This window comes from Halococcus sediminicola (assembly GCF_000755245.1).
Classification (GTDB): domain Archaea; phylum Halobacteriota; class Halobacteria; order Halobacteriales; family Halococcaceae; genus Halococcus; species Halococcus sediminicola.
This window is the reverse complement of the sequence record NZ_BBMP01000007.1, coordinates 183,158-207,467: the sequence shown is the minus strand read 5'-3', so window position 1 is coordinate 207,467 and position 24,310 is coordinate 183,158. Positions and strand designations below refer to the sequence as shown.

Annotated in this window: 24 protein-coding genes; 9 read left to right on the top strand and 15 right to left on the bottom strand. The window is 66.3% G+C overall.

All coding sequences use genetic code 11. The features are described 5' to 3' along the window. Both ACP97_RS05240 and ACP97_RS05235 read right to left on the bottom strand, forming a co-directional pair. A complete protein-coding gene (locus ACP97_RS05240) occupies positions 1-813 on the bottom strand; it encodes a helix-hairpin-helix domain-containing protein (protein ID WP_049996784.1) in 813 nt (270 codons plus the stop codon). Positions 814-912: 99 nt separating this feature from the next. Further along, positions 913-1,731 (bottom strand): shikimate dehydrogenase, encoded by an 819-nt coding sequence (locus ACP97_RS05235; RefSeq protein WP_049996783.1) that lies wholly within the window; start codon positions 1,729-1,731, stop codon positions 913-915. 96 nt (positions 1,732-1,827) lie between these two features. On the opposite strand from ACP97_RS05235, the gene ACP97_RS05230 reads away from it, so the two are divergent. From ACP97_RS05230 to ACP97_RS05205, 6 genes are all read left to right on the top strand, one after another. Continuing rightward, the gene (locus ACP97_RS05230; RefSeq protein ID WP_049996782.1) at positions 1,828-3,180 is read left to right on the top strand and encodes a sodium:calcium antiporter; all 1,353 of its coding nucleotides are present in this window, start codon (positions 1,828-1,830) and stop codon (positions 3,178-3,180) included. Then, on the top strand, positions 3,180-4,541 hold the full coding sequence (locus ACP97_RS05225; RefSeq protein ID WP_049996781.1) for a D-aminoacyl-tRNA deacylase: 1,362 nt from the start codon (positions 3,180-3,182) through the stop codon (positions 4,539-4,541). Before ACP97_RS05230 ends, ACP97_RS05225 begins: the two co-directional genes overlap by 1 nt. Before the next feature lie 24 nt (positions 4,542-4,565). Further along, on the top strand, positions 4,566-5,693 hold the full coding sequence (ftsZ, locus tag ACP97_RS05220; RefSeq protein WP_049996780.1) for a cell division protein FtsZ: 1,128 nt from the start codon (positions 4,566-4,568) through the stop codon (positions 5,691-5,693). 50 nt (positions 5,694-5,743) lie between these two features. Continuing rightward, the gene (locus ACP97_RS05215; RefSeq protein ID WP_049996779.1) at positions 5,744-5,917 is read left to right on the top strand and encodes a protein translocase SEC61 complex subunit gamma; all 174 of its coding nucleotides are present in this window, start codon (positions 5,744-5,746) and stop codon (positions 5,915-5,917) included. 1 nt (position 5,918) lies between these two features. Further along, a complete protein-coding gene (locus ACP97_RS05210; RefSeq protein WP_049996778.1) occupies positions 5,919-6,356 on the top strand; it encodes a transcription elongation factor Spt5 in 438 nt (145 codons plus the stop codon). Between the two features lie 202 nt (positions 6,357-6,558). Continuing rightward, positions 6,559-7,323: a PHP-associated domain-containing protein gene (locus ACP97_RS05205; RefSeq protein ID WP_049996777.1), complete on the top strand. Its 765-nt coding sequence runs from the start codon at positions 6,559-6,561 to the stop codon at positions 7,321-7,323. A gap of 20 nt (positions 7,324-7,343) precedes the next feature. On the opposite strand, the gene ACP97_RS05200 is transcribed toward ACP97_RS05205, so the two are convergent. From ACP97_RS05200 to ACP97_RS05190, 3 genes are read right to left on the bottom strand one after another with little or no spacing between them, the layout of a single operon-like run. Further along, a complete protein-coding gene (locus tag ACP97_RS05200) occupies positions 7,344-8,357 on the bottom strand; it encodes a right-handed parallel beta-helix repeat-containing protein (protein ID WP_049996776.1) in 1,014 nt (337 codons plus the stop codon). Between the two features lie 43 nt (positions 8,358-8,400). After that, positions 8,401-8,889, bottom strand: a complete 489-nt coding sequence (locus ACP97_RS05195; RefSeq protein ID WP_049996775.1) for a metal-dependent hydrolase — start codon at positions 8,887-8,889, stop codon at positions 8,401-8,403. Between the two features lie 27 nt (positions 8,890-8,916). Continuing rightward, positions 8,917-9,438 carry a CinA family protein gene (locus ACP97_RS05190; protein WP_049996774.1) on the bottom strand — a complete coding sequence of 174 codons (522 nt, stop codon included), beginning with the start codon at positions 9,436-9,438 and terminating at the stop codon, positions 8,917-8,919. A gap of 80 nt (positions 9,439-9,518) precedes the next feature. Between ACP97_RS05190 and ACP97_RS05185 the strand changes: the two genes are divergently transcribed. Continuing rightward, positions 9,519-10,619, top strand: a complete 1,101-nt coding sequence (locus ACP97_RS05185) for a pyridoxal phosphate-dependent aminotransferase (RefSeq protein WP_049996773.1) — start codon at positions 9,519-9,521, stop codon at positions 10,617-10,619. Between the two features lie 247 nt (positions 10,620-10,866). Here the strand turns inward: ACP97_RS05185 and ACP97_RS05180 are convergent, their stop codons facing one another. From ACP97_RS05180 to ACP97_RS05160, 5 genes are all read right to left on the bottom strand, one after another. After that, entirely contained in the window at positions 10,867-11,688 is an 822-nt protein-coding gene (locus tag ACP97_RS05180; protein ID WP_049996772.1) for an SDR family oxidoreductase, read from the bottom strand. A gap of 53 nt (positions 11,689-11,741) precedes the next feature. After that, a complete protein-coding gene (locus ACP97_RS05175; protein ID WP_049996771.1) occupies positions 11,742-12,506 on the bottom strand; it encodes an endonuclease V in 765 nt (254 codons plus the stop codon). Beyond that, positions 12,506-13,417: a rhomboid family intramembrane serine protease gene (locus tag ACP97_RS05170; RefSeq protein WP_049996770.1), complete on the bottom strand. Its 912-nt coding sequence runs from the start codon at positions 13,415-13,417 to the stop codon at positions 12,506-12,508. The genes ACP97_RS05175 and ACP97_RS05170 overlap by 1 nt, the downstream gene beginning before the upstream one ends. Before the next feature lie 328 nt (positions 13,418-13,745). Further along, complete coding sequence (locus ACP97_RS05165; protein WP_049996769.1) at positions 13,746-14,315, bottom strand: NUDIX hydrolase; 570 nt, start codon at positions 14,313-14,315, stop codon at positions 13,746-13,748. 152 nt (positions 14,316-14,467) lie between these two features. After that, on the bottom strand, positions 14,468-14,881 hold the full coding sequence (locus tag ACP97_RS05160) for an Lrp/AsnC family transcriptional regulator (protein WP_049996768.1): 414 nt from the start codon (positions 14,879-14,881) through the stop codon (positions 14,468-14,470). Positions 14,882-14,979: 98 nt separating this feature from the next. Between ACP97_RS05160 and carA the strand changes: the two genes are divergently transcribed. After that, positions 14,980-16,041 (top strand): glutamine-hydrolyzing carbamoyl-phosphate synthase small subunit, encoded by a 1,062-nt coding sequence (gene carA, locus ACP97_RS05155; RefSeq protein ID WP_049996767.1) that lies wholly within the window; start codon positions 14,980-14,982, stop codon positions 16,039-16,041. Here carA and ACP97_RS05150 read toward each other — a convergent pair. The 3 genes from ACP97_RS05150 to dnaJ form a co-directional block, all read right to left on the bottom strand. Beyond that, positions 16,038-17,393 (bottom strand): RDD family protein, encoded by a 1,356-nt coding sequence (locus ACP97_RS05150; RefSeq protein WP_049996766.1) that lies wholly within the window; start codon positions 17,391-17,393, stop codon positions 16,038-16,040. The two genes, carA and ACP97_RS05150, sit on opposite strands and share 4 nt — an antisense overlap. 75 nt (positions 17,394-17,468) lie before the next feature. Beyond that, entirely contained in the window at positions 17,469-20,705 is a 3,237-nt protein-coding gene (gene carB, locus ACP97_RS05145; RefSeq protein WP_049996765.1) for a carbamoyl-phosphate synthase large subunit, read from the bottom strand. Positions 20,706-21,021: 316 nt separating this feature from the next. Then, positions 21,022-22,218, bottom strand: a complete 1,197-nt coding sequence (gene dnaJ, locus ACP97_RS05140) for a molecular chaperone DnaJ (protein WP_049996764.1) — start codon at positions 22,216-22,218, stop codon at positions 21,022-21,024. Between the two features lie 109 nt (positions 22,219-22,327). On the opposite strand from dnaJ, the gene ACP97_RS05135 reads away from it, so the two are divergent. Further along, entirely contained in the window at positions 22,328-23,014 is a 687-nt protein-coding gene (locus ACP97_RS05135) for a helix-turn-helix domain-containing protein (protein WP_049996763.1), read from the top strand. 14 nt (positions 23,015-23,028) lie between these two features. Here the strand turns inward: ACP97_RS05135 and ACP97_RS05130 are convergent, their stop codons facing one another. Continuing rightward, on the bottom strand, positions 23,029-23,760 hold the full coding sequence (locus tag ACP97_RS05130) for an RNA methyltransferase (RefSeq protein WP_049996762.1): 732 nt from the start codon (positions 23,758-23,760) through the stop codon (positions 23,029-23,031). Continuing rightward, positions 23,760-24,254 carry a hypothetical protein gene (locus ACP97_RS05125; protein WP_049996761.1) on the bottom strand — a complete coding sequence of 165 codons (495 nt, stop codon included), beginning with the start codon at positions 24,252-24,254 and terminating at the stop codon, positions 23,760-23,762. The genes ACP97_RS05130 and ACP97_RS05125 overlap by 1 nt, the downstream gene beginning before the upstream one ends. Positions 24,255-24,310 lie beyond the last annotated feature (56 nt).

Genomic DNA, 24,310 nt, shown 5'->3' with positions numbered 1-24,310 from the left:
CTACTGCCGGCGGGCCTTCGCGCGCTCGCTCCAGCGCTCGACGCGGCTCTCCGAGACGTCGATGTCGGCCGCGAGTTCCCCAGGGTCGGCGTCGGCGAGGTCGTCGACGCTCTCGATGCCGGCCTCGCCGAGGCGCTCGGCGTAGGAGGGGCCGATGCCCTTGAGCACGTCGACGTCGTGATCGGCGGTGTCGCCGGTTGGGTCCGCGTCGGTGGGACCAGCCGCTTCGGCGTCCTCGGTCGCCGAGATTGACTCGTTGGTCTCCTCGGTGATGGAGCCGGTCGAGCCGGTCGCGTCACTACCTGCCGCGGCCGCGTCCTCGGCCGTGTCGTCGCCCGTCGCGTCGCCATCGGTCGCTTCGTCGTCGCCCTCGTGATCGAGGTCGAGGTCGTCTTCGTCGTCCGTCGGTCCGACCGCTTCACCGGGTTCGGCGGCCCCTTCGGAACTCCCGTCCTCGGTCATCGAACCGGTCGAGCCGGCGGCGTCACCGCCGGCGGCCGCCGCCTCGTCCGCCCGAGCGTCGTCCTCGGTGTCGGGATCGGCGTTCGCGTCGTTGCCCGACGCCGGTCCTGTGACTTCGCCGGGTTCGGCACCGCCCTCGGCGCTCTCGTCGAGCATGGATTCGGTCGAGGCGCTCGCGTCGCCCCCGGCGGCCGCCGGTTCCTCGCTTCCGGTTCCCTTGACGGCGTCCTCGGAGTCGGTCGACGGCGCGGTCGTCTCCGAATCGGATGGGTCGGAACGCCCGCTTCGTCGGCTGTCCGATCGGCCGTCGTCGAGTCCGAGCAGCGATTTGATGGTATCGAGCAGCGTCATGGCCGGCCCTACCATCCCTGGGGTTAAATATACTGTCGGACGGTCGTTCGAAAAGGCGCGGACGACGCTCGGATGGACGGTTCGGCGATGCGTCGGCCGTCAGTTCGAACCGTTGTCCGACAGTATCCGTGCCCGAAGCGCCTCGTTCATCACGTCCACGGGGGCCGCACGGCCCGTCCAGCGCTCGAAGGCCGCCACGCCCTGATAGAGCAGCATCCATCCCCCGTCGATCGCCGTGGCCCCCGCCGAGGCAGCCTCCCGGAGCAGTCGGGTCTCGATCGGCGAATAGACCGCATCGAGCACCGCGAGATCCGAATGAAGCGCCTCCGGTGGGACGGGCGTTTCGTCACTGTCCATCCCGACGCTCGTGGCGTTGACGAGGACATCGGCATCGGCGAGGAGGTTTTCCAGTTCGTCGAGACCGTGGCCCGTTGCGCCGTCGATTTCGCCCGCGAGATCGGTCGCGCGCTCGGTCGTGCGGTTGGCGATCTCGACGGTCGTTCCCTCGTCGGCGAGCGCGAAGGCCGCCGCCCGGCCCGCCCCGCCCGCGCCGACGACGACCGCCCGGCCCGACGGCGAGACGCGGTGGTGGGCGAGCGCGCGCGTCACGCCCACGGCGTCGGTGTTGTGGCCGGTTATCTCGTTCCCGCCGAAATCGAGCGTGTTGACCGCGCCGATTCGCTCGGTGAGGTCGTCCGGCTCACAGAACTCGAGGGCGTCGCGTTTGAACGGAATCGTGACGTTCAGACCTCGAATTCCGAGCGCGCGTGCGCCCTCGATGGCCGGGGCGAGGTCCTCGCCATCGGGTTCGAAGGTCACGTACTTCGCGTCCATCCCCAACTCCTCGTAGGCCGCCCCGTGCAGCGGCGGCGACAGCGAGTGAGAAACGGGTGAGCCGACGAGTCCGAACACCTGCATGCGTGCCCATCACGATCCGGCGCGATAAGCGGGCCGGTCCGTGCGACCGGCGGCCGACAGCAAAAGAGATAGGTACGTCCCTCGCCGCCTTCGAGCATGTTCGACCGTCTTCGCCATCCGCTCGTCGCCGTCGCGATGGCACTACTTCTCACGATACCGTTCGTCGCCACGTTCGTCACCCACGGCCTCCATCTGAGTCCGGAGCCACCCGGCGCGAACATCACGCCGGGGATGGCGGTGCTCGTCGGCGGACTCGCCATCCTCGGCGCATCCTTTCTGCTGGCGTGGGGGGCCGAAACCGCAGAAAAGGACGTTCCGACCGCCTTCGCTATCGCGGTGCTCGCGGTGCTCGCGGTCGCGCCCGAGTACGCCGTCGACGCCTACTACGCGTGGCAGGCCGGCCTCGGCGGATCGGGCAGCCACGCCGGGCTCGCGGTCGCCAACATGACCGGCGCGAACCGCATCCTCATCGGTCTCGGCTGGGCCGGCATCGCCGTCTTCACCGTCTATCGGGCGAAATACGTCGGCGACGAGGCGGTCGATCACCGCTCGGGCTTCCTCGCGGACGTGGTGACGCTCGACCACGGCATCGCCACCGAGATCGCCTTCCTGCTCGCGGCGACGGCCTTCGCCTTTCTCGTTCCGCTCGGGGGCACCATCGGCATCCTCGATACGGTCGTGCTCGTCGGTCTCTACGTCCTGTACATCGCCATCATCGTCCGTGGCGACGTCGAGGAGACGGACGAACATGTCGGCGTGCCGGCGTACTTCCAGGAATTCCCCAAGAAGCGCCGCATCGCGGTCGTGCTCCTGCTCTTCGCCTACTCGGGCCTGCTCATCTTCGAGGCCGTCCACCCGTTCGCCACGGGCCTAGAGCGACTCGGTGTCCAGTACGGCATCCCCGAGTTCTTCATGGTGCAGTGGCTCGCGCCGCTGGCCTCCGAGAGCCCCGAACTCGTCGTCGTGGCCTACCTCGTCAACAAGGCGCGCTCGACGGCCGGGTTCAACGCGCTCATCTCCTCGAAACTCAACCAGTGGACCCTGCTCATCGGGACCCTCGCGGTCGTGTTCTCCATCTCCGCCGGCCACATCGGCGGCCTACCGCTCGACGAAAAACAGACCGTCGAGATCTGGATCACGGCGGCTCAGAGCTTCTTCGCGCTCGGCATCCTGGCGAATTTCGAGATGTCCGTCCGCGAGGCGATCGCCCTGTTCGTCCTGTTCATCTCGCAGGTGCTCGCCGAGTTCTACGTCATCCAGACGATGAGCGAGCAGGCGGCCAACCAGGTCTCTATCACCATCCTCTACGCCTACACCGCCCTCTACGTCGTTCTCGGCGTCGCGCTGTTCGTCCGCCACCGCGAGAGCCTGCGTGAACTGCTCGGGCGCACCGCGACGAACGCCCGCGAGGCTGTCGGCGGCTCCGCCCAGCCCGAGCGTGCCGACTGATGACCGGAACCCTCGGAATCGTCGTCAGCCGCGCCGACGCCGCCTCGGTGACCATCGGTGAACAACTCCGCGAGTGCATCGACTGGGAGCGAATCACCGACGACTCCCGACCCGACGGCGCTGGCGGCGGCACGGTCTATCGCGCGCCGGGCATCGAACTTCGGGAGTTCGACGAGTTGCATCTCGATCTCACGAACGTCGCCAAAGCGTTCACCGACCCGCGGCTGGTGGCCTTCGTCTCGAAACACGCCGGCGACACCGGTCGCCTCCTCACCGCCCACCACACCGGCAACTTCGGGCCGGCGGAGGCCGGCGGGGAGGATGGTGAGTTCGCCACAGCCTGTCCGAACGCCCACTCCGAGGTACTCGCCTCGCTCGCCGAGTACGCTCCGGCGAACTACGAAGTGGGCATGGAGTGTACGCATCACGGCCCGACCGCGGTGGGCGTACCGTCGATGTTCGTCGAGTTGGGAAGTAGCGAGTCCGAATGGAGCGACCCGGCGGGAGCGCGCGCGGTCGCCCGTGCCGTCATCGATCTGCGTGACGTCGCGCCACGGCGCGAGCGCCAGCTCGTGGGTTTCGGCGGCGGCCACTACGTGCCGCGATTCGAGCGCATAGTAGGAAAAACCGACTGGGCCGTGGGCCACATCGGCGCGGACTGGGCGCTCGACGCGATGGGCAGCGTGGACGAAGACGTGCTGCGACGGGCCTTCGAGCGGAGCGGCGCGAACCGTGCGCTCGTCGAGGGCGAACGACCCGAACTCGAACGCACCGTCGAGCGTCTCGGCTACGAACTCGTGGGCGAGACGTGGCTCCGCGAGACCACCGGCGTCCCGCTCGATGTCGTCGCCGAGGCGGAAGAACGGCTCACGACTATCGAACAGGGGCTTCGCTTCGGCGCGCCCGCCACGGAGGGAGGAATCGAAGACGCCGAGCGCTGGCGGCTGCCGGGCGACCTGCTCGCCGAAGCCGAGGGTATCGACGCCGCGGCGGTGCGCGAGACAGTCGAGCACCGCGCGCTCGCGTTCGAGACCGAGCAGTCGGGAACCCGCATCGGCGGGCGCGCGCTGGTCAACGAAGCCGGGCGAGAGGCGATTCTCGACGCGCTCGTCGCACTCCTCGGCGAGAAATATCACGACGTCGAGCGGGAGGACGGGAGAGTGGTGGTCCACGAAACGGCCTTCTCGCCGGAGAGGGCACACGAGATGGGCGTCCCCGAAGGGCCGGCGTTCGGCCGGCTGGCCGACGGCGAGTCCGTGACCGTCGACGGGCGGGCTATCGACCCCGAGATCGTCCACGTCGAGTGCGAGCGTCGCTTTTCCTTCGATGGGTGTGTCGAGCGGAAGGGGAAAGATAAATAGGCGGCGTACGCCACTCGCACACAAATGGATTCCATCATCGAGGACGCCATCGACGAGGCCGAAGACGACCGCGCCGACGGCGAGACGCCGGCCGGTGAGCGCGAGGCGGGGACGATGACCGACGAGGAGCTCGCGGGCGTCGTCGAGGACCTCAGAACACAGATCACGGTCGTCGGCTGTGGCGGGGCCGGCTCGAACACCGTCACCCGGATGGCCAAGGAGGGCATCCACGGCGCGAAACTCGTCGCAGCCAACACGGACGCCCAGCACCTCGTCGAGCAGGTGCAAGCCGACACGAAGATCCTGATGGGCCGCGAGAAGACGGGGGGCCGTGGTGCCGGCTCGGTGCCCAAGATCGGCGAGGAGGCCGCCCGCGAGACGCTCGACGACATCAACGAGACCATCGACGGCTCGGACATGGTGTTCGTCACCGCGGGCCTCGGCGGCGGCACGGGAACGGGCGCGGCACCGGTCGTCGCTCAGGCCGCCCAAGAGGCCGGCGCGCTCACCATCGCTATCGCCACCATTCCGTTTACTGCGGAGGGCGAGCGCCGGCGCGCGAACGCCGACGCGGGTCTCGAACGGCTCAGAGCAGTGTCCGATACCGTCATCGTCGTGCCGAACGACCGCCTGCTCGAATACGCGCCGAACCTCCCGCTGCAGGACGCCTTCACCATCTGTGACAGAGTCTTGATGCGCTCGGTCAAGGGCATGACCGAGCTCATCACCAAACCCGGGCTGGTCAACGTCGACTTCGCCGACGTTCGTACTGTGATGGAAAACGGCGGCGTCGCCATGATCGGGCTCGGCGAATCTGACTCTGAGAACAAGGCCACCGACTCCATCCGCTCGGCGCTGCGCTCGCCCCTTCTCGATGTCGAGTTCAAGGGCGCAAGCTCCGCGCTCGTCAACGTCGTCGGCGGTCCCGACATGAGTATCGAGGAGGCCGAGGGCGTCGTCGAGGAAATTTATGATCGGATCGACCCCGACGCGCGCATCATCTGGGGCGCGTCGGTCGACGAGAGCTTCTCGGGCAAGATGGAGACGATGATCGTCGTCACCGGTGTTGACTCGCCCCAGATCTACGGGCGCTCGGACCTCGCTGGCGAGACCGGTGGACAGGTCGATTCGGACATCGACTACGTCGAATAGCGGAGTCGGGCAAACAACACATAGAAATCCCTGCGGTAGGTAGTGCGGATATGGAGATCAAATACGACCTGTCGAGCTACACGCGCGTGCTGAAGCTCGCCAGCACGCCCTCGTGGGAGGAGTTCTCGCGCATCGCGCTCATCGCGGGCGCGGGCATCCTCCTCATCGGCGTCGTCGGCTTTCTCATCTTCTCGCTGATGAGCTTCCTCCCCGGAGGGGTCTGAGATGGGGATGTACGCCGTCAAGACCACCGCGAGCCAGGAGCGCACCGTCGCGGACATGATCATGGAGCGCGAGGCCGAGGACATCCACGCGGCGCTCGCACCGGATTCGCTCACGAGCTACGTCATGGTCGAGGCCGACGACCACGCTATCCTCGAACGAGTGCTCGACGAGATCCCTCACGCCAGAAATCTCGTGCCCGGAAAGTCCTCGATCGCGGAGGTCGAGCACTTCCTCTCGCCGAAACCCGACGTCGAGGGGATCGCCGAAAGCGACATCGTCGAACTCGTCGCCGGCCCGTTCAAAGGCGAGAAGGCACAGGTCCAGCGCATCGACGAGGGCAAGGATCAAGTCACCGTCGAACTCTACGAGGCGACGGTACCGATTCCCGTCACCGTTCGCGGCGACCAGATCCGCGTGTTGGATAGCGAGGAGCGATAGCTTCGGACCACGCGAACGGCGCAATGCGCCGTGAGCGGACAGTGAGAGACGCTGAAAGCGTTCCTCAAGCAGTCAGCGCGGCTTCGCCGCGCTGAGAGCGCTCTTCGGACACCGAACGGCGACGCCGTGAGAACTCCGAGGAGTACCCGTCGCGTTCCAAACCGGAAATCGCTATACGCTGGCGGCCGTCCTCTCGAATCAAGTGACGTCCCACGAGCCGTTTCGCGTCGACTTGCACGTCAAAGTCCTCGACGAGCACGTGGTGAACCGGGCCAAGCGGTACGGGCTCGACGCGCTGGTGTACGCCCCTCACTTCACCCCTCTGCCAGACATCCGGTCGCGGGCGCGCGAATTCACCGACGACGATCTGCTGGTGGTGCCGGGCCGCGAACTGTTCACGGGGTCGTGGCGCAACCGGCGACACGTCCTCGCGCTCGGACTCAGTGACCCCGTGCCGGATTTCATCACGCTCGAAGGGGCGATGGCCGAACTCCGTCGGCAAGAAGCGGTCGTGCTGGCTCCTCACCCCGAGTTCCTGAACGTGAGTCTCGATAGGAAACTCATCGCCCGCTTTCGGGACGCCATCGACGCCGTCGAGACGTACAACCCGAAGCTGTGGGCCTATCACGACCGTCGCGCGCGTTCGATCGCCTCCAGACTCCGGCTCCCGACGTTCGGGTCGTCGTACGCCCACCGCCGGCGGACCGTGGGCGAGGTCTGGACGGCCATCGAGGAGCGAATCGACGACGAGCGCGGCCTGCTCGCGGCGCTCCGCGAGGGAGTGTCCCGTCGCGTCGAGCATCGCACGGGGGCGATTCACCGGCTGCGCCGCGCCGCGGAGTTCGCCCATCTCGGTTACGAAAACAGCGTGACGAAGTTCGATAGACTCGTGCTCTCGGGGATGGAGCCGACACATCCAGAACGCGAGACTTACGCGAAGCGATTCGCGGACGTGCGCGTATACTGATTCGATTCGCCAGAGCGCGTTCAGCGCCGTAGGAGGGCGAGCGCGCTGGCGAGCACGGCGACGAGCGCGAGGGCGACCCCGAAGCCCGGTCCGTCGTCGGAACTCGTGGTCGTCGTGTTCGCGGCCGTTTCGGTCGCGGTTGCGGTCGGGGTCGGTGTGGGCGTCGGCGTCTCGACGTCGCCCGCCGGGGCGAAGACGCTCGCGTTGTCGACGCCCTGCACCTCGGCGACGACGCGATTGCGTTTGACGTTGACGAAGTTCACGCCGGATGGCTTGCTCCAGTTGCCCTCGAAGCGCCACATTCGGAGGCTGCTCTCGGTCACGTTCGCCTCGGTGACGTTCCGCTCGTCGTAGCCGACGCCGAGTCGGAGCGAGCTGTTCCCACCCGTGCCGGCCGCGCCGATGCGCTGACCGACCGTCGAGCGGTTTTCGAGACCGCCCGGGGACGGGCCGACGCCCGTGAGCGCGACGTCGCTCGCTCTGAACGAGGCGTTGTCGGTCGAGCGCGTCGTGAACCGCGTTCCGAGGACGTCCGTCGTGTTCCCCACCGCATAGAGGCTCCAGCGGCCGTTCTCGACGGCGGTGACGTTTTCGAGCCGGGTGTCGCTCGCCGCGCGCAGGAGCACGCCGTGGCGGCGGTTCGCGCTCGCGTTCACGTTCTCGACGGTGCCGTTCTGTGCGTCGCGGTAGTAGACACCGGCCGTCCAGCCGGTCGTCGTGACGTTTTTGACCGTGACGTTCGAGAGGCTCGTCAGCGAGTTGTTCACCTTCACGCCGACGCTCTCGTTGGCGTTCGCACCCTCGATGGTGTGGCCGCCGCCGTCGAAGACGACGTCGCTCGAGAGGATCTGGACGCACGTCGAGCCGGAACTGTTCTCGATGTCCGACGTGAGCACGTACTGGCCGTCGTCGGCAATGGTCCGACAGGAATCGATGGGCGTCGGCGCGCTCTGTGCGCTCGCGGTGCCCGCGACGCCCGCCACGGCCAGCGCGAGCACGACCACACAGACGCCGACGGTTCTGCCTGCAGTCATCGTGTTCGTCCCGAACCGTCCGCGAGTGATACCTGTTCTGCTCTCAGGTCAGCCCGCTCGCACGCAATCCGTTCGCCACCAATCGCCGGGGAAGGTCGTAGGCGAGCGCGGCGGCGACCGCGAGTTCGAGCGTCGTGATGAGCACCATCAGCCCGCCGGCGTACCGGCTCCGCGCCGAGACCCCCACCGGAACGTCGAACTCGGCGCGGTCGAACGGGTAAAAGAGGGCGATGCCGCGTTTCGAGCCCAGCAGATCGAGCACGTAGTGGGTGGCGACGCCGATCCAGACGAACCGAAGGTTGTCGAAATAAAAGGGGTAGACGAAAAACAGGGCGAGGACCGGGAGGTTGTGCAGTGTCTTGCGATGGGTGCCGAAGGCAGTGTCGACGTCGGGAAGGAGCGCGCCGAGTGTCACAGGGACGGCGATGGCGACGACGGTCCAGAGCGTCGTCACGTCGAGTGCGGGGGCGGCGAGACAGCCCAGTCCCACGCTCAAGACGAGTGCGTTGAGTACGTGCCCGCGCTTGTTCATCCTCGATTCCTTCGAGACGTGTGGTCCCTAAGTCGTTTCCTGCTCGCGGTCGTCGAGCGCCTCGCACATCACCGCGAGCGCGCGCCGGGCGATTTTCTCCTTGATTTCCTTCCGCGTGCCGTCGAAGACGTGGTGTTCGACCCTGCTCGTCGAGTCACCGGTCGTCCACGGCGCTGCGTGGGCAACGCCAATGAAAACTGTTCCCACTGGCTTCTCGTCGGTACCGCCGTCGGGGCCCGCGATTCCCGTGGTGGCGAGCCCCCACGTCGTGTCGGCCGTATCGCGCGCGCCGCGGGCCATCTCGCGGGCGACCGGTTCGCTCACCGCGCCGTGGGCGTCGAGCGATTCGCGGCTGACCGCGAGCAGCGCGCGTTTCGCCCGTGAAGAGTAGGTCACGAGCGAGCGGTCGAAGTAGTCGCTCGACCCCGGCACATCCGTGAGCAGCGACCCCACCAACCCCCCGGTACAGGACTCGGCGACCGCGATGGTGGCGTCGGCGTCCCGCAGGGCGTCGCCGAGTCGTTCCTCGATTGGATCGGGCGATGACATACCCGAGTGCTCGCCCGCCGTGGGCAAAAACCCACGTTCGGAGGCGAAAGACGGAGTACGAACCCGCGTCTGGCTGACGTATGGACTACCAGACGCCGCAGTTCTTCCGACTGATGCAGTACGCAGCGGCCAGCGATAGTGATGTGGTCGAGATGGTCAGCGGCGGTCCGGACTGGAACTCGCCGCCCGCAATCGGCGAGGCCTTCCACGAGTACGCCGATCTCGATGGCAACGACTACCAATATCCGCCGAGTGCGGGTCTCGCCGATCTGCGCGAGGAAATCGCGGCCCGGCGTGGAGTCGATAGTGATGCGGTCGTCGTCACCAACGGGGCGGGCGAGGCGAACTACCTCGCGCTCGCGGGCGCGCTCGACCGCGACGCAGGTAAGGAAGTGTTGCTTACCGACCCCGTCTATCCGTACTATCCCGGCAAGACGCAACTGCTGGGTGGCATCCCCCGGTACGTGCCGGTCGATGCGGACGGCTCACTCGACCCCGCCGCCGTCCGCGAGCGCGCGAGCGACGAAACCGCAGCCATCGTCGTGAACACGCCGAACAATCCCACGGGAGCGGTCTACTCCGAGGAGACGATGGCCGAACTTGTCAATATTGCCGAAGCGCACGACGCGATTCTCGTGAGCGACGAGGTGTACGATCACTTCGACTATACTGGTGACTTTGCCAGCGCGCTCGCGGTCGATTCTTCCCATCGCGTAGTGACGAACTCGTTTTCGAAGTCGATGGCCATCACGGGCTTTCGCGTCGGCTATGCAATCTTCCCGGAGGCGCTGGCCGAGGGCGCGCACACCCGCCACATGCTCGTGAACGTCGCCGGGAGTCGGCCCGCCCAGCACGCCGTCCTCCGCGCGCTTCGTGCGACCGGTCCCGACTACTACGAGCGAAATCGTGACCGCCTCGCCCGCCGCATCGATACCTTCACCGACGCGCTCGACGCCGCTGGAGCCGACTACACCGCCCCCGACGGCGGGTTCTACGTGATGGCGCGCTTTCCCGACTTTCCGGGCACGATGGACAACGCCGAGCGACTCGTCGACGAGGCTGGCGTCGCCGGGATGCCCGGCGAGACTTTCGGCGAGGCGCGCGCCGACTGGTTCCGCTTCGCGCTCGTCACGCCGGAAGTCGAGCAAGCGGGCCGCCGGCTGACCGAATTCTTCGGTTGACGGTCTGGTCGCGTTGCGGTTCGTGGCTGGCGCGCGGGAGCGCGCCTTCAGCGCGCGACTCGCGCGAGGTCTGCACGAGTGTAGCGAGCGAGGAGCGCAGTCGGCTGGGGAAGATGTGGCTGTCGCGATGCAGGGCGGCCTCTCGTTCGCTCCACGACTCGTGGATCGTACCCACGCTCACGAAACACGCTTTCAGTCCGGATCTCGACGGCGAACGCTCGGCGGTCGCCAGCAATAGCAAGTAAATCTATACGACGCGGCGGACGAGACCGTACAGCGAGTTGCGCACGCCGGCAGGGAGGAAGCGGGCGTACTCGGCGGCCCCCGCGACCGGACCCACGGGATAGCGTGCCGGCGGATCGGGCGAGACCGCCGCATCGAGGATTGCCTCGGCGACTGCTCCGGGACTCACAGTACCAACACCACCCTCGACCACGGTACGATAGTCCTCGAAGTAGTCGTAGAAGACTTCGTAGGCCCCCGAGCGCTCGACACCGTCGAGTTCCGCGCGGGCGCGCTCGTCGAAAGAGGTATCGACCGGGCCGGGCGCGACCACCGAGACGTCGATGCCGTAGTCGGTGACCTCCGCACGCAGTGCTTCGGACATGGCTTCGAGGGCGGCCTTCGAACCGGCGTAGACGCCTCGGCCCGGCGTGGCGAACCGGGCGGTGGTGCTCGATACGTTGATGATGCGCCCGTCACCCCGGTCGCGCATGTGCGGGAGGACAGCCCGCGCGAGTCGGTGTGGGCCGATGGTGTTCGCCTCGAACTGCTCGCGGACCCGTTCTGTTGGTACGTCCTCGATCGGCCCGAACTGGCCGTAGCCGGCGTTGTTCACGAGACAGTCGATTCTCCCGGTCTCATCGATGACCTGCTCGACCACGTTCTCGACTTGCTCGTCGTCGGTCACGTCGAGCGCGGCGGTCTCACAGCCAGCGGTTCCGAGGTCCGAGATGGCCGATGCCTCGCGTGCGGTCGCGTAGACGGTCCATTCGGCATCGAGGAAGGCTTCGGCGGTTGCACGACCGATGCCCGACGAGCAGCCGGTGATGAGTGCGGTTTTCGCCATTCTATCCCATTCTCTCGGGCCGGGTAGTTAACTTCCGCCGTTCGCTCGCCGGTTCATCCCGCGAGTTCGCGCTTCACTGCGTCGGCGTGGCCGTCTGCCAGCCGCGTCGGCTCGGGGAGCTTGTAGCCGTCGCACAGTTGTTCGACGAGGTTTGCGGCCGTCTCGCAGCCCACGCGATGGCCCGGACTCACGTAGACCGGGTTGATTTTCCGACTATCCGAGTCGTACTGGCGCGTCTGGAGTGCGTAGCCGATGATTTCGTCGGTTCCCTCGATGTCTTCGTCGGCGTCGATGGCGACCCGTGTACCTTCCGTGAGTCCATCGAGCGGTTCGCGAGGCGTGCCACAGAGCAGTCCCTTGGCGACGCCGATACTGGGGAGGTCGAAGACGACGCCGAGGTGGGTGGCCAGACCCGCCTCGCGGTAGTGGATGCGGCCGCTGCCGTCGAAGATCGCGAGGTCGGGGTCGGTGTCGAGATTTTCGAGCGCGGCGACGATGGCTCCGGCCTCCCGAAAGGAGAGCAGTCCCGGGATGTAGGGAAAATCGCAGTCGACGGCCGCGCTCGCACGCTCGATGACTTCCCCGTCGCGCAAGGCGACGACCGCGCCTACGGCCCTGTCGTCGAGGAAAGCCTGATCGACGCCGACCACGACAGGTGAATCGCCAGCCGTGAGGGTGTTCGCCGTCGAGACGGTCGCGGCGTCGAACGTGAAGTCGTCGGTGAAGATCGCGGCGGTCGCGACATCGCGCTGGAGGGTTTCCATCTCCTCGCGCGAACTATCGGGGTTAGGAACGAATTTCGGGTTGGCGAGATCCATCAGAACGGTCCCCGACCGCGGCCGGGACCGCCCATGCCGCCACCACCGCGCCCGCCGCCGAACTGGAGCTGGCCCGGCATGCGTTTTTGACCCTTGACGCGCTGGCCGTAGGCGAGACCGACGAGCAGGCCGACGAGGTGGGCGACGTTGGCGACGCCGGCGATGCCCGGGCCGCCGAGCGCGCCCGAAACCGAGATAACGACGTAGCCGGCGGTGAGCAGCCATATCGGGACCGGAATGAAGAAGTAGAGATAGACTCTGAGGTCGGGTTTGATGACGGTGAGTACGCCCATGACGGCGAGTGCTGCCCCGCTCGCGCCGAGTGCGCCCGTGATTCCCCCTTGGAGCATCTCGATGCCGATCTGGGCGAGCCCGGCGAGCGCGCCGCTGCCGAGAAAGAGGACGGTGAAATCGCGCGATCCGACGTAGTTCTCGACGATGCGCCCGAAGAAGTAGATGACGATGGCGTTGACCAGCAGGTGGAAGAAGCCGCCGTGAGCGAAGATCGACGTGAACCACGTCCAGACGTAGAGCGGATGTTGGGGCGAAATCACGAACACCGCGTTCCAGAGTCCACTACCGGGCGGTGCGCCAAAGAGCGGAAAGACCATGAACTGCAGCGCGAACGTGATGAACATCAGCCCGAGGAAGACGAACGTCATGTTGCCGCGGAAGTAGCCAAGCGGGCCGCCAGTACCGGTGAGTCCCGAGAACCGACTCGACGACCCGCCCCGGTTGTTCACGCTGTCGTCGAACCCGCTGTCGAAGACGCCCGAGGGGTCGTTCCAGTCGTCGAGACCGGGACAGTCGTGGCTCTCGGGCAGGCGGTGTTCGCCACAGTAGGTCCCGCCGCAGTGCCGGCAGTGATACGGCATGTTCTCGTTCTTGCCGCACGCGTCGCACGTCGCCATTGGTGACGTATGGTACCGGTGAGTCAAGTCGGTTGGGGTCTGGCGACTGCGGCCGCGGCCCACGGTTGCGGTCGCGGAGCGATTGTGGGCGGCGCTCGCGGCTCGCGGTGCGGGCCTCGGCGGATGAAGGGCGAGCGACCGTCGGGAGCGAGGGCTTCGGCGGTGCTGTGCGGAAGCGGTGCATCGGTGTCCGCGCGAGTGGAACGAGCGCGGTTCACCGTGAGCGACCGGAGGGAGCGAGCGGGAGTTTTTAGCGTAGCTTTTTGCAAGCGGGGGTGCGCGACCGAACAACGCGAGGGAGCGCACCCCCGCAGTAAAAAGGTCCGTGTTAGAAGTCGCGGCGCATGGCGATCTCGAACCACGGACAGAAGTCGAGCTGGCGGTACCAGCGCGGGTGTTCGTGGAGGCGCTCGTAGGGCACCCAGAGGACCCCGGCAACTTCGCTGTCGTCGGGGTCGAGCGTCGTGTCCGAGAGGGTCGCTTTGAGAACCGTACAGACCTCCCATTCGATGCCCTCGTCGTAGTAGTAGCGCTTGTACTCGAAACGGTCGGTCGCCCGGAGATCGTCGTACTGATCGGGCGAGATGCCGAGTTCCTCGTCGAGGCGCTTGCGCGTGGCGTCGAGTTGGTCCTCGCCCTCGCGGGGGTGGGAGGCGACGGTGCCGTCCCAGCCGGTGTCCCAGAGGCGTTTCTCGGGGCTGCGCTGGGCGAGCAGGAGGTTGCCCGCCTCGTCGAACAACATCGCGGTGAACGCGCGGTGGCGAACGCCGTCACCGGTGTGGGCGTCGAGGCGCTGGACGATCCCCTCCGGCTCGTCGTTCTCGTCGACCGCGACGAGCTGCTGGTCGGCGTCCGGGTGCGTTTCGGTGGTGTCGTCGGTGGCGTCCCGTGTGCTCATAGTGGCGTCTCGCGGAGTGCGTTCATATCGCCTTCGACTGCGGCCTACCGCTCGCCGATGGCCGGCGGGTCGGGATCGTAGCCGTCGCCGACGCGCAGCGAGAGCGCGCCCGACTGGGCGACGTCCGGTGTGGGGACGCCACCCGAGGACGACTAGCCCAGCCGTTCGTCGAGAATCAATCGTGTTTTCGTCGAGACGATGTCGTCGAGTTCGCGCGCCTGCGTGATGAGACCGTTGACCGCGCCCGTATCGGCCGCATCGACGATCAAAACGACGTCGTCCTCGCCGCTGACCTGCCAGACGAAATCGACCTCGGGCCACTCGGCCATCCGTTCGGAGACCGCCGAGGTGTCGACGTCGACGGCGACGCTCACCTCGATCATCGCCTTGATGTTCCCCGTGCGGGTGGTCACGGTGAAGCGCTCGATGGTGTCCTCCTCGACGAGGCGCTCGACACGGTTTCTGACCGTGCCCTCGGAGGTACCGACCTGTGCGGCGATTTCGGTGTACGGCGTTCGTGAGTCCCGTCGGAGCACGTCGAGGATCCGGCGGTCGAGGTCGTCCATCGTCCACGCTACCGGCCGTCGCTACTTCACGATTACGAATATCGTAACGTTGTTTCGAACACAACGATTATTAGGGGTGCGTCTGTACGCATATCGTAATGACAGAGGCCTACGTCGCCATCGAGGGTGGCGCGGTGTTGACCGGGCGCTCGCGCGCACCGGGCACCGCTCGCGGCGAACTGGTGTTCACGACGGCGTACACGGGCTACGAGGAGAGCCTCACCGACCCCTCCTACGCCCAGCAGATCCTGACCTTTTCGTACCCACTCATCGGGAACTACGGGGTTCGTGACGAGCGCTTCGAGTCCGAGACCGTCCAGCCGACCGCGGTGCTCGCCCGCGAACTCACCGACGACGTGGCAACGTGGCTCGAAAGCGAGGGAGTGCCCGCACTCGACCGCCTCGACACACGGGACGTGGTGACCGAACTCCGCGAGGAGGGCGCGATGAAGTGTGGCATCGCCGCCGGACCCGACGCCAGCCCGGCGGCCGCACGCGAGCAGCTCGAACAGTGCAAGGGAATGAGCGAACACACCGACATCGGTGCCGAGGTCAGCGTCGGCGAGCCGATCCGTCACGAGGGCGGCGACTGCGAGATCGCGCTGATCGACTGTGGTGCGAAGGGCTCGATCGTCTCCTCGCTGCTCGACCGCGGCGCGAGCGTCACTGTCCTGCCCTACGACACGACGCCAGACGACGTGCGCGCGCTTGACCCCGACTTGCTCTTCCTCTCGAACGGCCCGGGCGATCCAGCGAACTTCGATGCCGCCCAAGAACTCGTCGACACGTTCGTCGGCGACCTCCCGATCGCGGGCATCTGTCTCGGCCAGCAGGTCGTCGCACGGGCGCTCGGCGGCAGCACCGAGAAGATGGCCTTCGGCCACCGCGGCGTGAACCAGCCCGTCCGCGATCTCGACAGCGACAGAGTCGTGATGACCACGCAGAACCACGGCTACGCCGTCACCGAACCGGGCGACCTCGACGTGACACAGATCAACGTCAACGACGACACGCCCGAAGGTCTCGAAAGCGACGAGTTGGGCGTGCTCACCCGACAGTACCACCCTGAAGCCAATCCCGGTCCGCACGACTCGCTCGACTTCTTCGACGAGGTGCTCGAACTGGCCGACTCCCAGCGCGTCGTCGCAACGGCGGACTAACTTCTCACCCTGATCTCCGTGCCGGCGACGAGGTCGCCGAGGCGCTGGTCGCGGTCGGTCGCCAGCACGACGACGAACCCGAGCAGATAGAACGCCACGAAATCGACCGGACGCAGGAGATTTCTCAGCAGACACGCCCGAAGCGAGGGCGGCAACCCATTCCTGTCGGTGACGACCAGCCCTTCGAGATGCTTGCCGAGCGTCTTTCCATAGTGTGCTTCGAGGAGCACGTAGTACGCGAGCGGCGTGACGATGATCCCGGCGAGCACGCCTGAAAGGAAGCCATCGAGCAGGAGTTGGGCCATCGCACCGAGCACGAGGAGATCGACCACGCTCGCGGCCGCCCGCGCACCTGCCGAGCCGAGTTCGACGGGGACGGTGTCGCTCGTTCGCACGGCGCTCTCGGCCGATTCGGCCGGATTCTCTTCGATCTTCCCCGGCGCGCGGAGCCAGCGTGGCGTGTACGTTCGTCCGAGCGCGAGGCCCGCGTCGCTCGCGCGTTCGACTATTCCGGGGAGATGGGCCGCACCGGTCACGAGCACCGACGAGTCGTATCCCTCCTCGCCGGCGATGGTCTCGATGCGCTCGGTCATGTGTTCGTTTCGTGTATCGAGCGTTCGGGTAGCGAACACCGCGAAGGCGAGGAACGCCACGAGCGCGAACCATCCGACGGTCGAGTCCGCGAGAAATGCCATCGTGACCACGACGGCGACCGCGGGGATACGAGCGACGGTCGCGATGGTCGTGTTCATGCTGAAGGCCAGCGGTACGGCGGTGGCGGCGGGTAGCGCGGTGAGTATGAGCGCAAACCATCCGATAAAGGGGTCGACGACGGCCCCAATGCTTCCCAGAGCGACGAGAACGAGCGTGCCGGCGACCGCTGCGAAACTTCTGTCTCGCGTGGCCGCTGCCCTGACCGCGCCACCGGCGACGAGGAGCGCAACGGTCGTCGCTGTGGTCTCGAACGGTGCGACCGCGAGAAAAGCGAGTCCAACGAGCCAATTGAGGGCGATCGCCAGTAGGCCCGCCTCGGCCATGAGTGCCCACGGATGCCGGTCGATTTCGTGTGTCGGCCGTTCGATCCGCTCGGCGATCACGTGCTCGGTCGAATCGAAGCGTCGGTTGAACAGGAGATAATACGGCGACCGAACGAGGTCGAGAACGACGCCACCGAGCACGACGATCGGGACGGCGACTATTGCACGCAACACCGCGCGCCGTGCAAGCGCATGTTCGGGCCACTCGATGAAGATCGCGTCCGCATCCTCCGTCGCGACGAATTCCGAGAGTTCGTCTTCGACCTTCGCACGGCGGTCGAAGTGGATAGCGCCGAACAGACTGAGACGGCTCATTCACCGGCAGTTCTCCGGTGACCGACAAATACGTTCCGTCACCGAATCCGTTGATTCAACCCCAGACTATTCCCTTCAGTTGCCCCACTCGCGCTCGGTCGTCGGCCGCTCGCTGACCGCCGCGACCGCCGAATCCTCCTCGCGCGCTGCGAGTGCGGCGAGTGCCGCCTCGGCGCTCGCGGTCGTCGAGAAGTAGGTGATATCCTCCTCGACGCAGGTTTCGAGCGCCGCGCGGTCGCGCGAGATCACGAGGTCCACCTCGCCCTCGCGGATGGCCGCTTGCAAGTCGTCGAACTCCCCCAGCTCGAAGCGCTCGGCGAAGCCATCGTGGAGTTCCCGTCCCTGCTGGCTCTCGGGTTCGGGAAATTCCCCATCCGTAAGGTCCACGACCGCCGTTCCTTCGGCGGGAATCGGCTTACTCGTCGCGGTCTGGGTCTTGTCGTAGGCCTTTCCGAAGCTACCGGCCGTGCCCATCACCTCGCCGGTGCTCTTCATCTCCGGACCGAGCCGCGGGTCGCTGCCCGGTAGGCGGTCGAACGGCAGCACGACTTCCTTGACGCTCGTCTGTTCCGGCACCTGCTCGGTCACATCGAGGTCCGCCAACGACGTGCCGGCCATCACCTGTGCGGCGAGCTTTGCGATGGGTACTCCGGTGGCTTTCGAGACGAACGGCACGGTTCTCGAAGAGCGCGGGTTCGCCTCCAGAACGAACACCTCCCCGTCCTTGACGGCGAGTTGAACGTTGAGCAAGCCCACCGTATCGAGCGCTTGTGCGATGTCCTCGACGACCTCGCGCACGCGTCCCAGCACCTCGCTGTCGAGCGATTCGGGCGGGATCATGCAGGCCGAATCGCCCGAGTGGACGCCGGCCGATTCGACGTGTTCCATGATGCCGCCGACGAGCACGTCGTCGGCATCGGCCACCGCGTCGACATCGAGTTCGACAGCCCCTTCGAGAAACTCGTCGATGAGGATGGGCTGGTCGGGGCTGACGTGAATGGCCTCCTCGACGTACTGGCGGAGTTCGTCGTCGTCGTGAACGACGTCCATCGCGCGCCCGCCAAGGACGTAACTCGGGCGTACTAATACTGGGTAACCGATCTCGTGAGCGAGGTCGAGCGCTTCGGCCTCGCTTTCGGCCGCCCCACCGGCCGGCTGGGCGATGCTCAGTTCGTCCATGAGGTGGTTGAAGCGGTCTCTGTTCTCGGCGAGGTCCATCGCCTCGACGGAGGTTCCGAGGACCTCGCAGTCGAGGTCGCGCCGGTCGAGTTCGGCCTGCAGCCCGCGCCCGATATCCACAGACGTTTGGCCGCCGAACTGGACCATCACGCCGTCGGCCCCGGTGGTCTCGATGACGTCGGCGACCTCCTCGGGGGTGATGGGTTCGAAGAACAGCCCATCGGAGGTGTCGTAGTCCGTCGACACGGTCTCGGGATTGTTGTTGACGACGTGGGCGTCGATACCCTGCTCGCGGAGCGCGCGCACGGCGTGCACGGTACAGTAGTCGAATTCAACACCCTGACCGATGCGGATGGGGCCGCCGCCGACGATCACGACGCTCTCGACGTCGCGGTCGACGCGCACCTCGTCGGTCGCGAGCGGCGAGTCGCCGCCGAATTCCGGTTCGCGCGCGGAGTAGTAGTACGGCGTCGAGGCGGCGAACTCGCCGGCGCAGGTGTCGACCTGTTTGAAATCGCGTGCGGGCGCGTCCGCGGCCACTTCGTCGAAGGCCGCATCGTCGACCTCGATCGCGCCGCTGCCGTCGGCGCGCGTCATCGCGTCGTCGCCGGCGGCCATCGCCGCGACCTCCTGATCGGTGAAGCCGACCGCGGCGGCCGCCTCAAATTCGCCGTCGGCCGCTTTCCCTGCTGCTTCGGCGATGTTCGCGTAGCGCTCGACGTACCACGACTCGATGCCGGTGAGTTCGGCGACGTCTTCAACCGAGTAGCCACGGTCGAACGCCTCGAACATCGCGTATGGACGATCGGGCGTCGGCCGTTCCAGGAACTCCGTTTCGAGCGTCGCGTCGTCCATTTCCGCCCAGTCGACGTCCGGTTCGTACTCCGTCGAGCGCAACGCCTTCAACAGGGATTCCTCGAAAGTCCGTCCGATGGCCATCGCCTCTCCTGTACTTTTCATCGCGGTACCGAGCTCGAACTCGACGTCGCGGAATTTTTCATTGGGCCATCTCGGGACTTTGGTCACGACGTAGTCGATCGCCGGCTCGAACGCCGCCGTGGTTTCGCCGGTGATTTCGTTCTCGATCTCGTGGAGGCGCTTGCCGAGCGCGACCTTTGCCGTGATGCGCGCGATGGGATACCCGGTGGCTTTGGAGGCGAGCGCCGACGAACGTGACACTCTGGGGTTCACTTCGACGACTCTGTATTCGCCGCCCGGCGTGCCATCGTCGCGCCATGCGAACTGGATGTTACAGCCGCCCTGAATCCCGAGGTCGCGGATCACGTCGAGCGCCGCGGTCCGCATCTCCTGGTGGCCGTCGTCCGGGATGACCTGCGAGGGCGTCACGACCGTGGATTCGCCGGTGTGAATCCCCATCGGATCGAGGTTCTCCATGTTGCAGATGATAATGCACGAGTCGTCGGCGTCGCGCATCACTTCGTATTCGAGTTCGACCCAGCCCGCGATGGACTCGGTGATCAGGACTTCGCTGTTTCTCGACAGGCGCAACCCCTTCCGCACGCGCTCGTACAACTCCTCGCGCTCCTCGACGACGCCCGATCCGCTGCCGCCGAGGGTGTAGGTGGTCCGCGAGATGACCGGCAGGCCGCCCACGGACTCGACCGCGGCATCGACCCGCTCGCGCAGGGCGTCCCGGTCCATGTCAGTCACCGATTCGCCCTCGTCAAGCGCGATGGTCGTCGAGGCGGGCACCGGCTGGCCAATCGCCTCCATGCGCTGGCGGAAGAGGTCACGGTCCTCGGTCGCGTAGATGGTGTCCAATGGGGTTCCCATGATGTCGACATCGTACTCTTCGAGGACACCCTCCTCGGCGAGTTCGGCGGTCACGTTGAGTCCAGTCTGGCCGCCGAGTCCCGCGATGACGCCGTCGGGCCGTTCTTTGTCGATAATCTCGCCGATGGCTTCGGTGGTGATCGGTTCGATGTAGACCGCGTCGGCCATCTCCGGGTCGGTCATGATCGTCGCCGGGTTCGAGTTGACGAGGACGACTCGGACCCCCTCCTCGGCGAGCGCGCGACAGGCCTGCGCGCCCGAGTAATCGAACTCCGCCGCCTGTCCGATCTGGATTGGGCCACTACCGATCAACAGTATCGTTTCGTCCTCGTCGCTCATTACCCACGCCAATTCGCACATCGTAATAAGCCCGGCGATAGTCTGCGAGATGCGTAGTTGAGTTTCGATTTTCGAAAGCCGGCCGATCGCTGGACTGTGTACTGTCGGCGTATGAGGTCGACCGGGACGCGACCACTCGCTGATCGTGTGGAACGTTCGAGTGCGAGGAATGGCGGGCGAAACGCAGCGGCCGTGATTCGAGACGGCTCGTCCACTCGTCTGCAGAACACGGGTGGGGTTCGATCACTCGTCGGACCATCACTATCCGTCCGAACCCCGAGACGGCTTTGTTGCCTCGGTACGTGGACGATCGCTCTCAGAGCGAGTTCTTGATCTTCTCGAAAAAGCCTTCCTCGACCTCGATTTCCTCGCCGCCGGCCTCGGCGAACGCTTCGAGCGCCTCGCGCTGCTCGTCGTTCATCTCCTCTGGGGTGACGACTTGCGTCCGGACGAACAGGTCGCCGGTGCCGCGACGGCGTAAGCGGGGCATGCCCTTGCCTTCGAGGCGGAACGTTTCGCCGCTCTGTGTGCCCGCTGGCACGTCCATCTCCACCGTGCCGTCGAGGGTGGGCACCTCGATGGTCGCGCCGAAGGTCGCCTGCGGGAAGGAGATGGCCGCGCGGTGGGCGAGGTCGTCGCCCTCGCGATCGAAGTCGGGATGTTTGCGGACGCTGATCTCGATGAGCAAATCACCGTTCGGGCCGCCGTTCTCGCCGGGTGCGCCTTCCCGCTCCATCCGGAGGGTCTGACCGTCGCGGATGCCGGGTGGCACCTCGACCGAGAGGCTGGCCTCGGTGCGGACCTGACCGTCGCCGCCGCAGGTCGAACAGTCCTCCGAATAGAGCGTGCCGTCGCCGCCACAGCGCCGGCAAGTCTGGGTCTGCTGGACCCGTCCGAGCGAGGTCTGCTGGACCTGTGTCGTCTGGCCGCGCCCATCACACTGCGGGCAGGTCTCGGCGTCAGCGCTGTCGGGATGGCCCGCCCCATCGCAGTCGGGACAGGTTTCCGGGCGGGCGACGGTGAACTGTTTTTCGGCCCCCTTTGCGGCCTCCTCCAGTTCGATGGTGAGGTCGGTTCGGAGGTCCGATCCCTGTCGCCGACCGCTCTGCCCGCCGCCGCGACCGCCACCCCCGTTGAAGAACTGCTCGAAGATGTCGCCGAGACCGCCACCGCCCATGCCGCCACCCATTCCTCCAAAGGGGTCGCCGCCGGCACCACCCATGCCGCCCATTCCCCCCATACCCCCCCGGCCGCCCGCACCGCCACCGTCGAACCCGCCGCGCTTTTCGGCCTGTTCGAAGCGCTCGTGGCCCATCTGGTCGTAGGCTTGGCGCTTCTGGTCGTCCGAGAGCACCTCTTTGGCCTTCTTGGCCTGTTTGAACTTCTCATCGGCGTTCGGGTCGTCGGAGACGTCGGGATGGTACTCGGCGGCCTTCTTCCGGTAGGCCTGTTTGATCTCCTCGTCGCTCGCGTCCCGCGAGACGCCGAGCACCGAGTAGAAGTCCTCGCTCATTGCCGTCCATATTGGCTTCGGACACTTCAACAGAACGGGTTCGTGGTTTCGAGCCATCCTGTCGAAGTAGCGAAATGGTTATGCCATGTTGTATCCCATACGTTGGTGAATGACCACCATCTGTGAGGCGTCGATCGCGGCCGCGACGTTCGCGCTCGGCGAGACGCTCGAAGCGGTGCCGGAGGCGACGTTCGACGTCGAGCGCGTCGTCGCCCACGACGCCGAGCGGGTCATGCCGTTCGTCTGGGCGAGCGCACCCGATCGCGACGAACTCGAGGCTGCCTTCGAGGTCGACCCGAGCGTCGAAAACGTCGAGTGTCTCTCGGACCTCGACGGCGAGTGGCTCTACCGGATGGACTGGATCTCACACGTTCAGTTCGTCGTCCACGCACTCGTCGAGGAGGAGGCTACCGTCTTGAACGCCGAAAGCGAGAACGGCCACTGGAACCTCAGACTGCTCTTTCCCGACCGTGATTCGCTCTCGCGCGCCTACGAGTTCTGTCGCGAACACGATATCGACATCGACGTCCAGGCCATCTACTCGATGGAGAACGAGCGCCACGCCCGCTTCGGGCTTACCGAGGGGCAGGCTGAGGCGCTGGAGGCGGCCTTCGAACACGGCTACTACGAGGTGCCCCGCGATTTCTCGGTCGCCGACCTCGCCGAGGAGCTCGACATCTCCCATCAGGCGCTCTCGGAGCGCTTCCGGCGCGCACACGGCAACCTCATCGCCAACACGCTCATCGTCGACGAGGAGAGCGAAGAGACCGAATCGCCGGCGACGCCGAAACTGTAAGGGACCCGAACCGCCTACGACTCCTTGTTCCGTGCGCGCTCGATCTGCATCTCCGCACGCCGGAACAGCCCGCGCAGCGTCGTGACCTCCCGTCCGGTGGGGTGAGCCCGCCCGAGCACGCGCCGGAGCATGCGCTCGGTCTTCGCGCGCTTTTCGGCTGGCCGGTCGATGGCCACGAGAAACGACGCAAACTGCTCGTACAGTCCTTCGAGCGCGCGCTCGTCGGCGCGGTCGTGGCGCACGGGTTGGTGGGTCTCCCCAAGGGTGAGGTCCCGAAGTTCGTAGAGGGCGACCGTGGCCGCCTGCCCGAGATTGAGAACTGGATAATCGGGGTTGGCCGGAATCGAACACACCTCGTCGATACGGGCGAACTCCTCGTTCGAGAGTCCAGTACCCTCACGGCCGAAGACGAGCGCGACGTCGCTCTCGACGCCGGCGAGGTGCTCGCTGAGTTCGGCAGGTGTTCTAAACGGGTATCTGACGTGTCTCCCCTCGTCGCGGCCCGTCATGGCGGTGAAACCCACCGTATAGAACTCCGAGACCAGTTCCTCGAAGGTGAGCACGTCGTGGTTCGGGAGAACGTCCTCGCGGGCGTGGCCGGCGAAGCCGTAGGCCTCGCCGTCGGGGTCCAGTTCTGGGGGATCGACCAGTTTCAACTCACTGAACCCGAAGTTCTTCATCGCCCGCGCGATGGTGCCCACGTTGCCCGGCGTGTGTGCATCGACGACGGCGACGGCGACCTCCATCAGATGTCGAGGTTGTCGAGATCCACGCTCTGAGCCTCCTGTTCGGCCTCGGCGGGCGACTCCGTGCCCGACACCGACGGCACTCCCGCTTGGTCGGTGTCGACGTGTTCGACTCTCTCGTATCCATCGGGCGCGCGCCCACCGTCGGCGAACCACTCGTGGAAGGCGTCCTGGAGTTCGGGGTCGCCCCGGTAGTCGGCTCCGCCCCGCTCGCGGAACCAGTAGAGGAAGTCGGGTTCGTGTGCTTCACAGAGGACGACTTCGCTCAGGGGTTCACCGTAGACTGCCGCCGCGTCGTTACAGTCGTCCAAGTTGCTGTCGCCGTGAACGAGCCAGCAGGCGTGACATGGCGAGTCGATGAGTTGGCGGAGCCTGACGACGCGCTCTCTGGTCGTCGGGTCCATCTCGTCGATCGGTTTGACGTCGCCGTCGTCGGTGAACACCGCCGACTCGTCGAAGCGCCAGCCGCGAAGCGCGATATTGACCTTGCCCATAACAGAGAGAGGGTGCCGGTCCCTGAAAGTCGCGTCGCTCGAACGCGCCGCTTTTG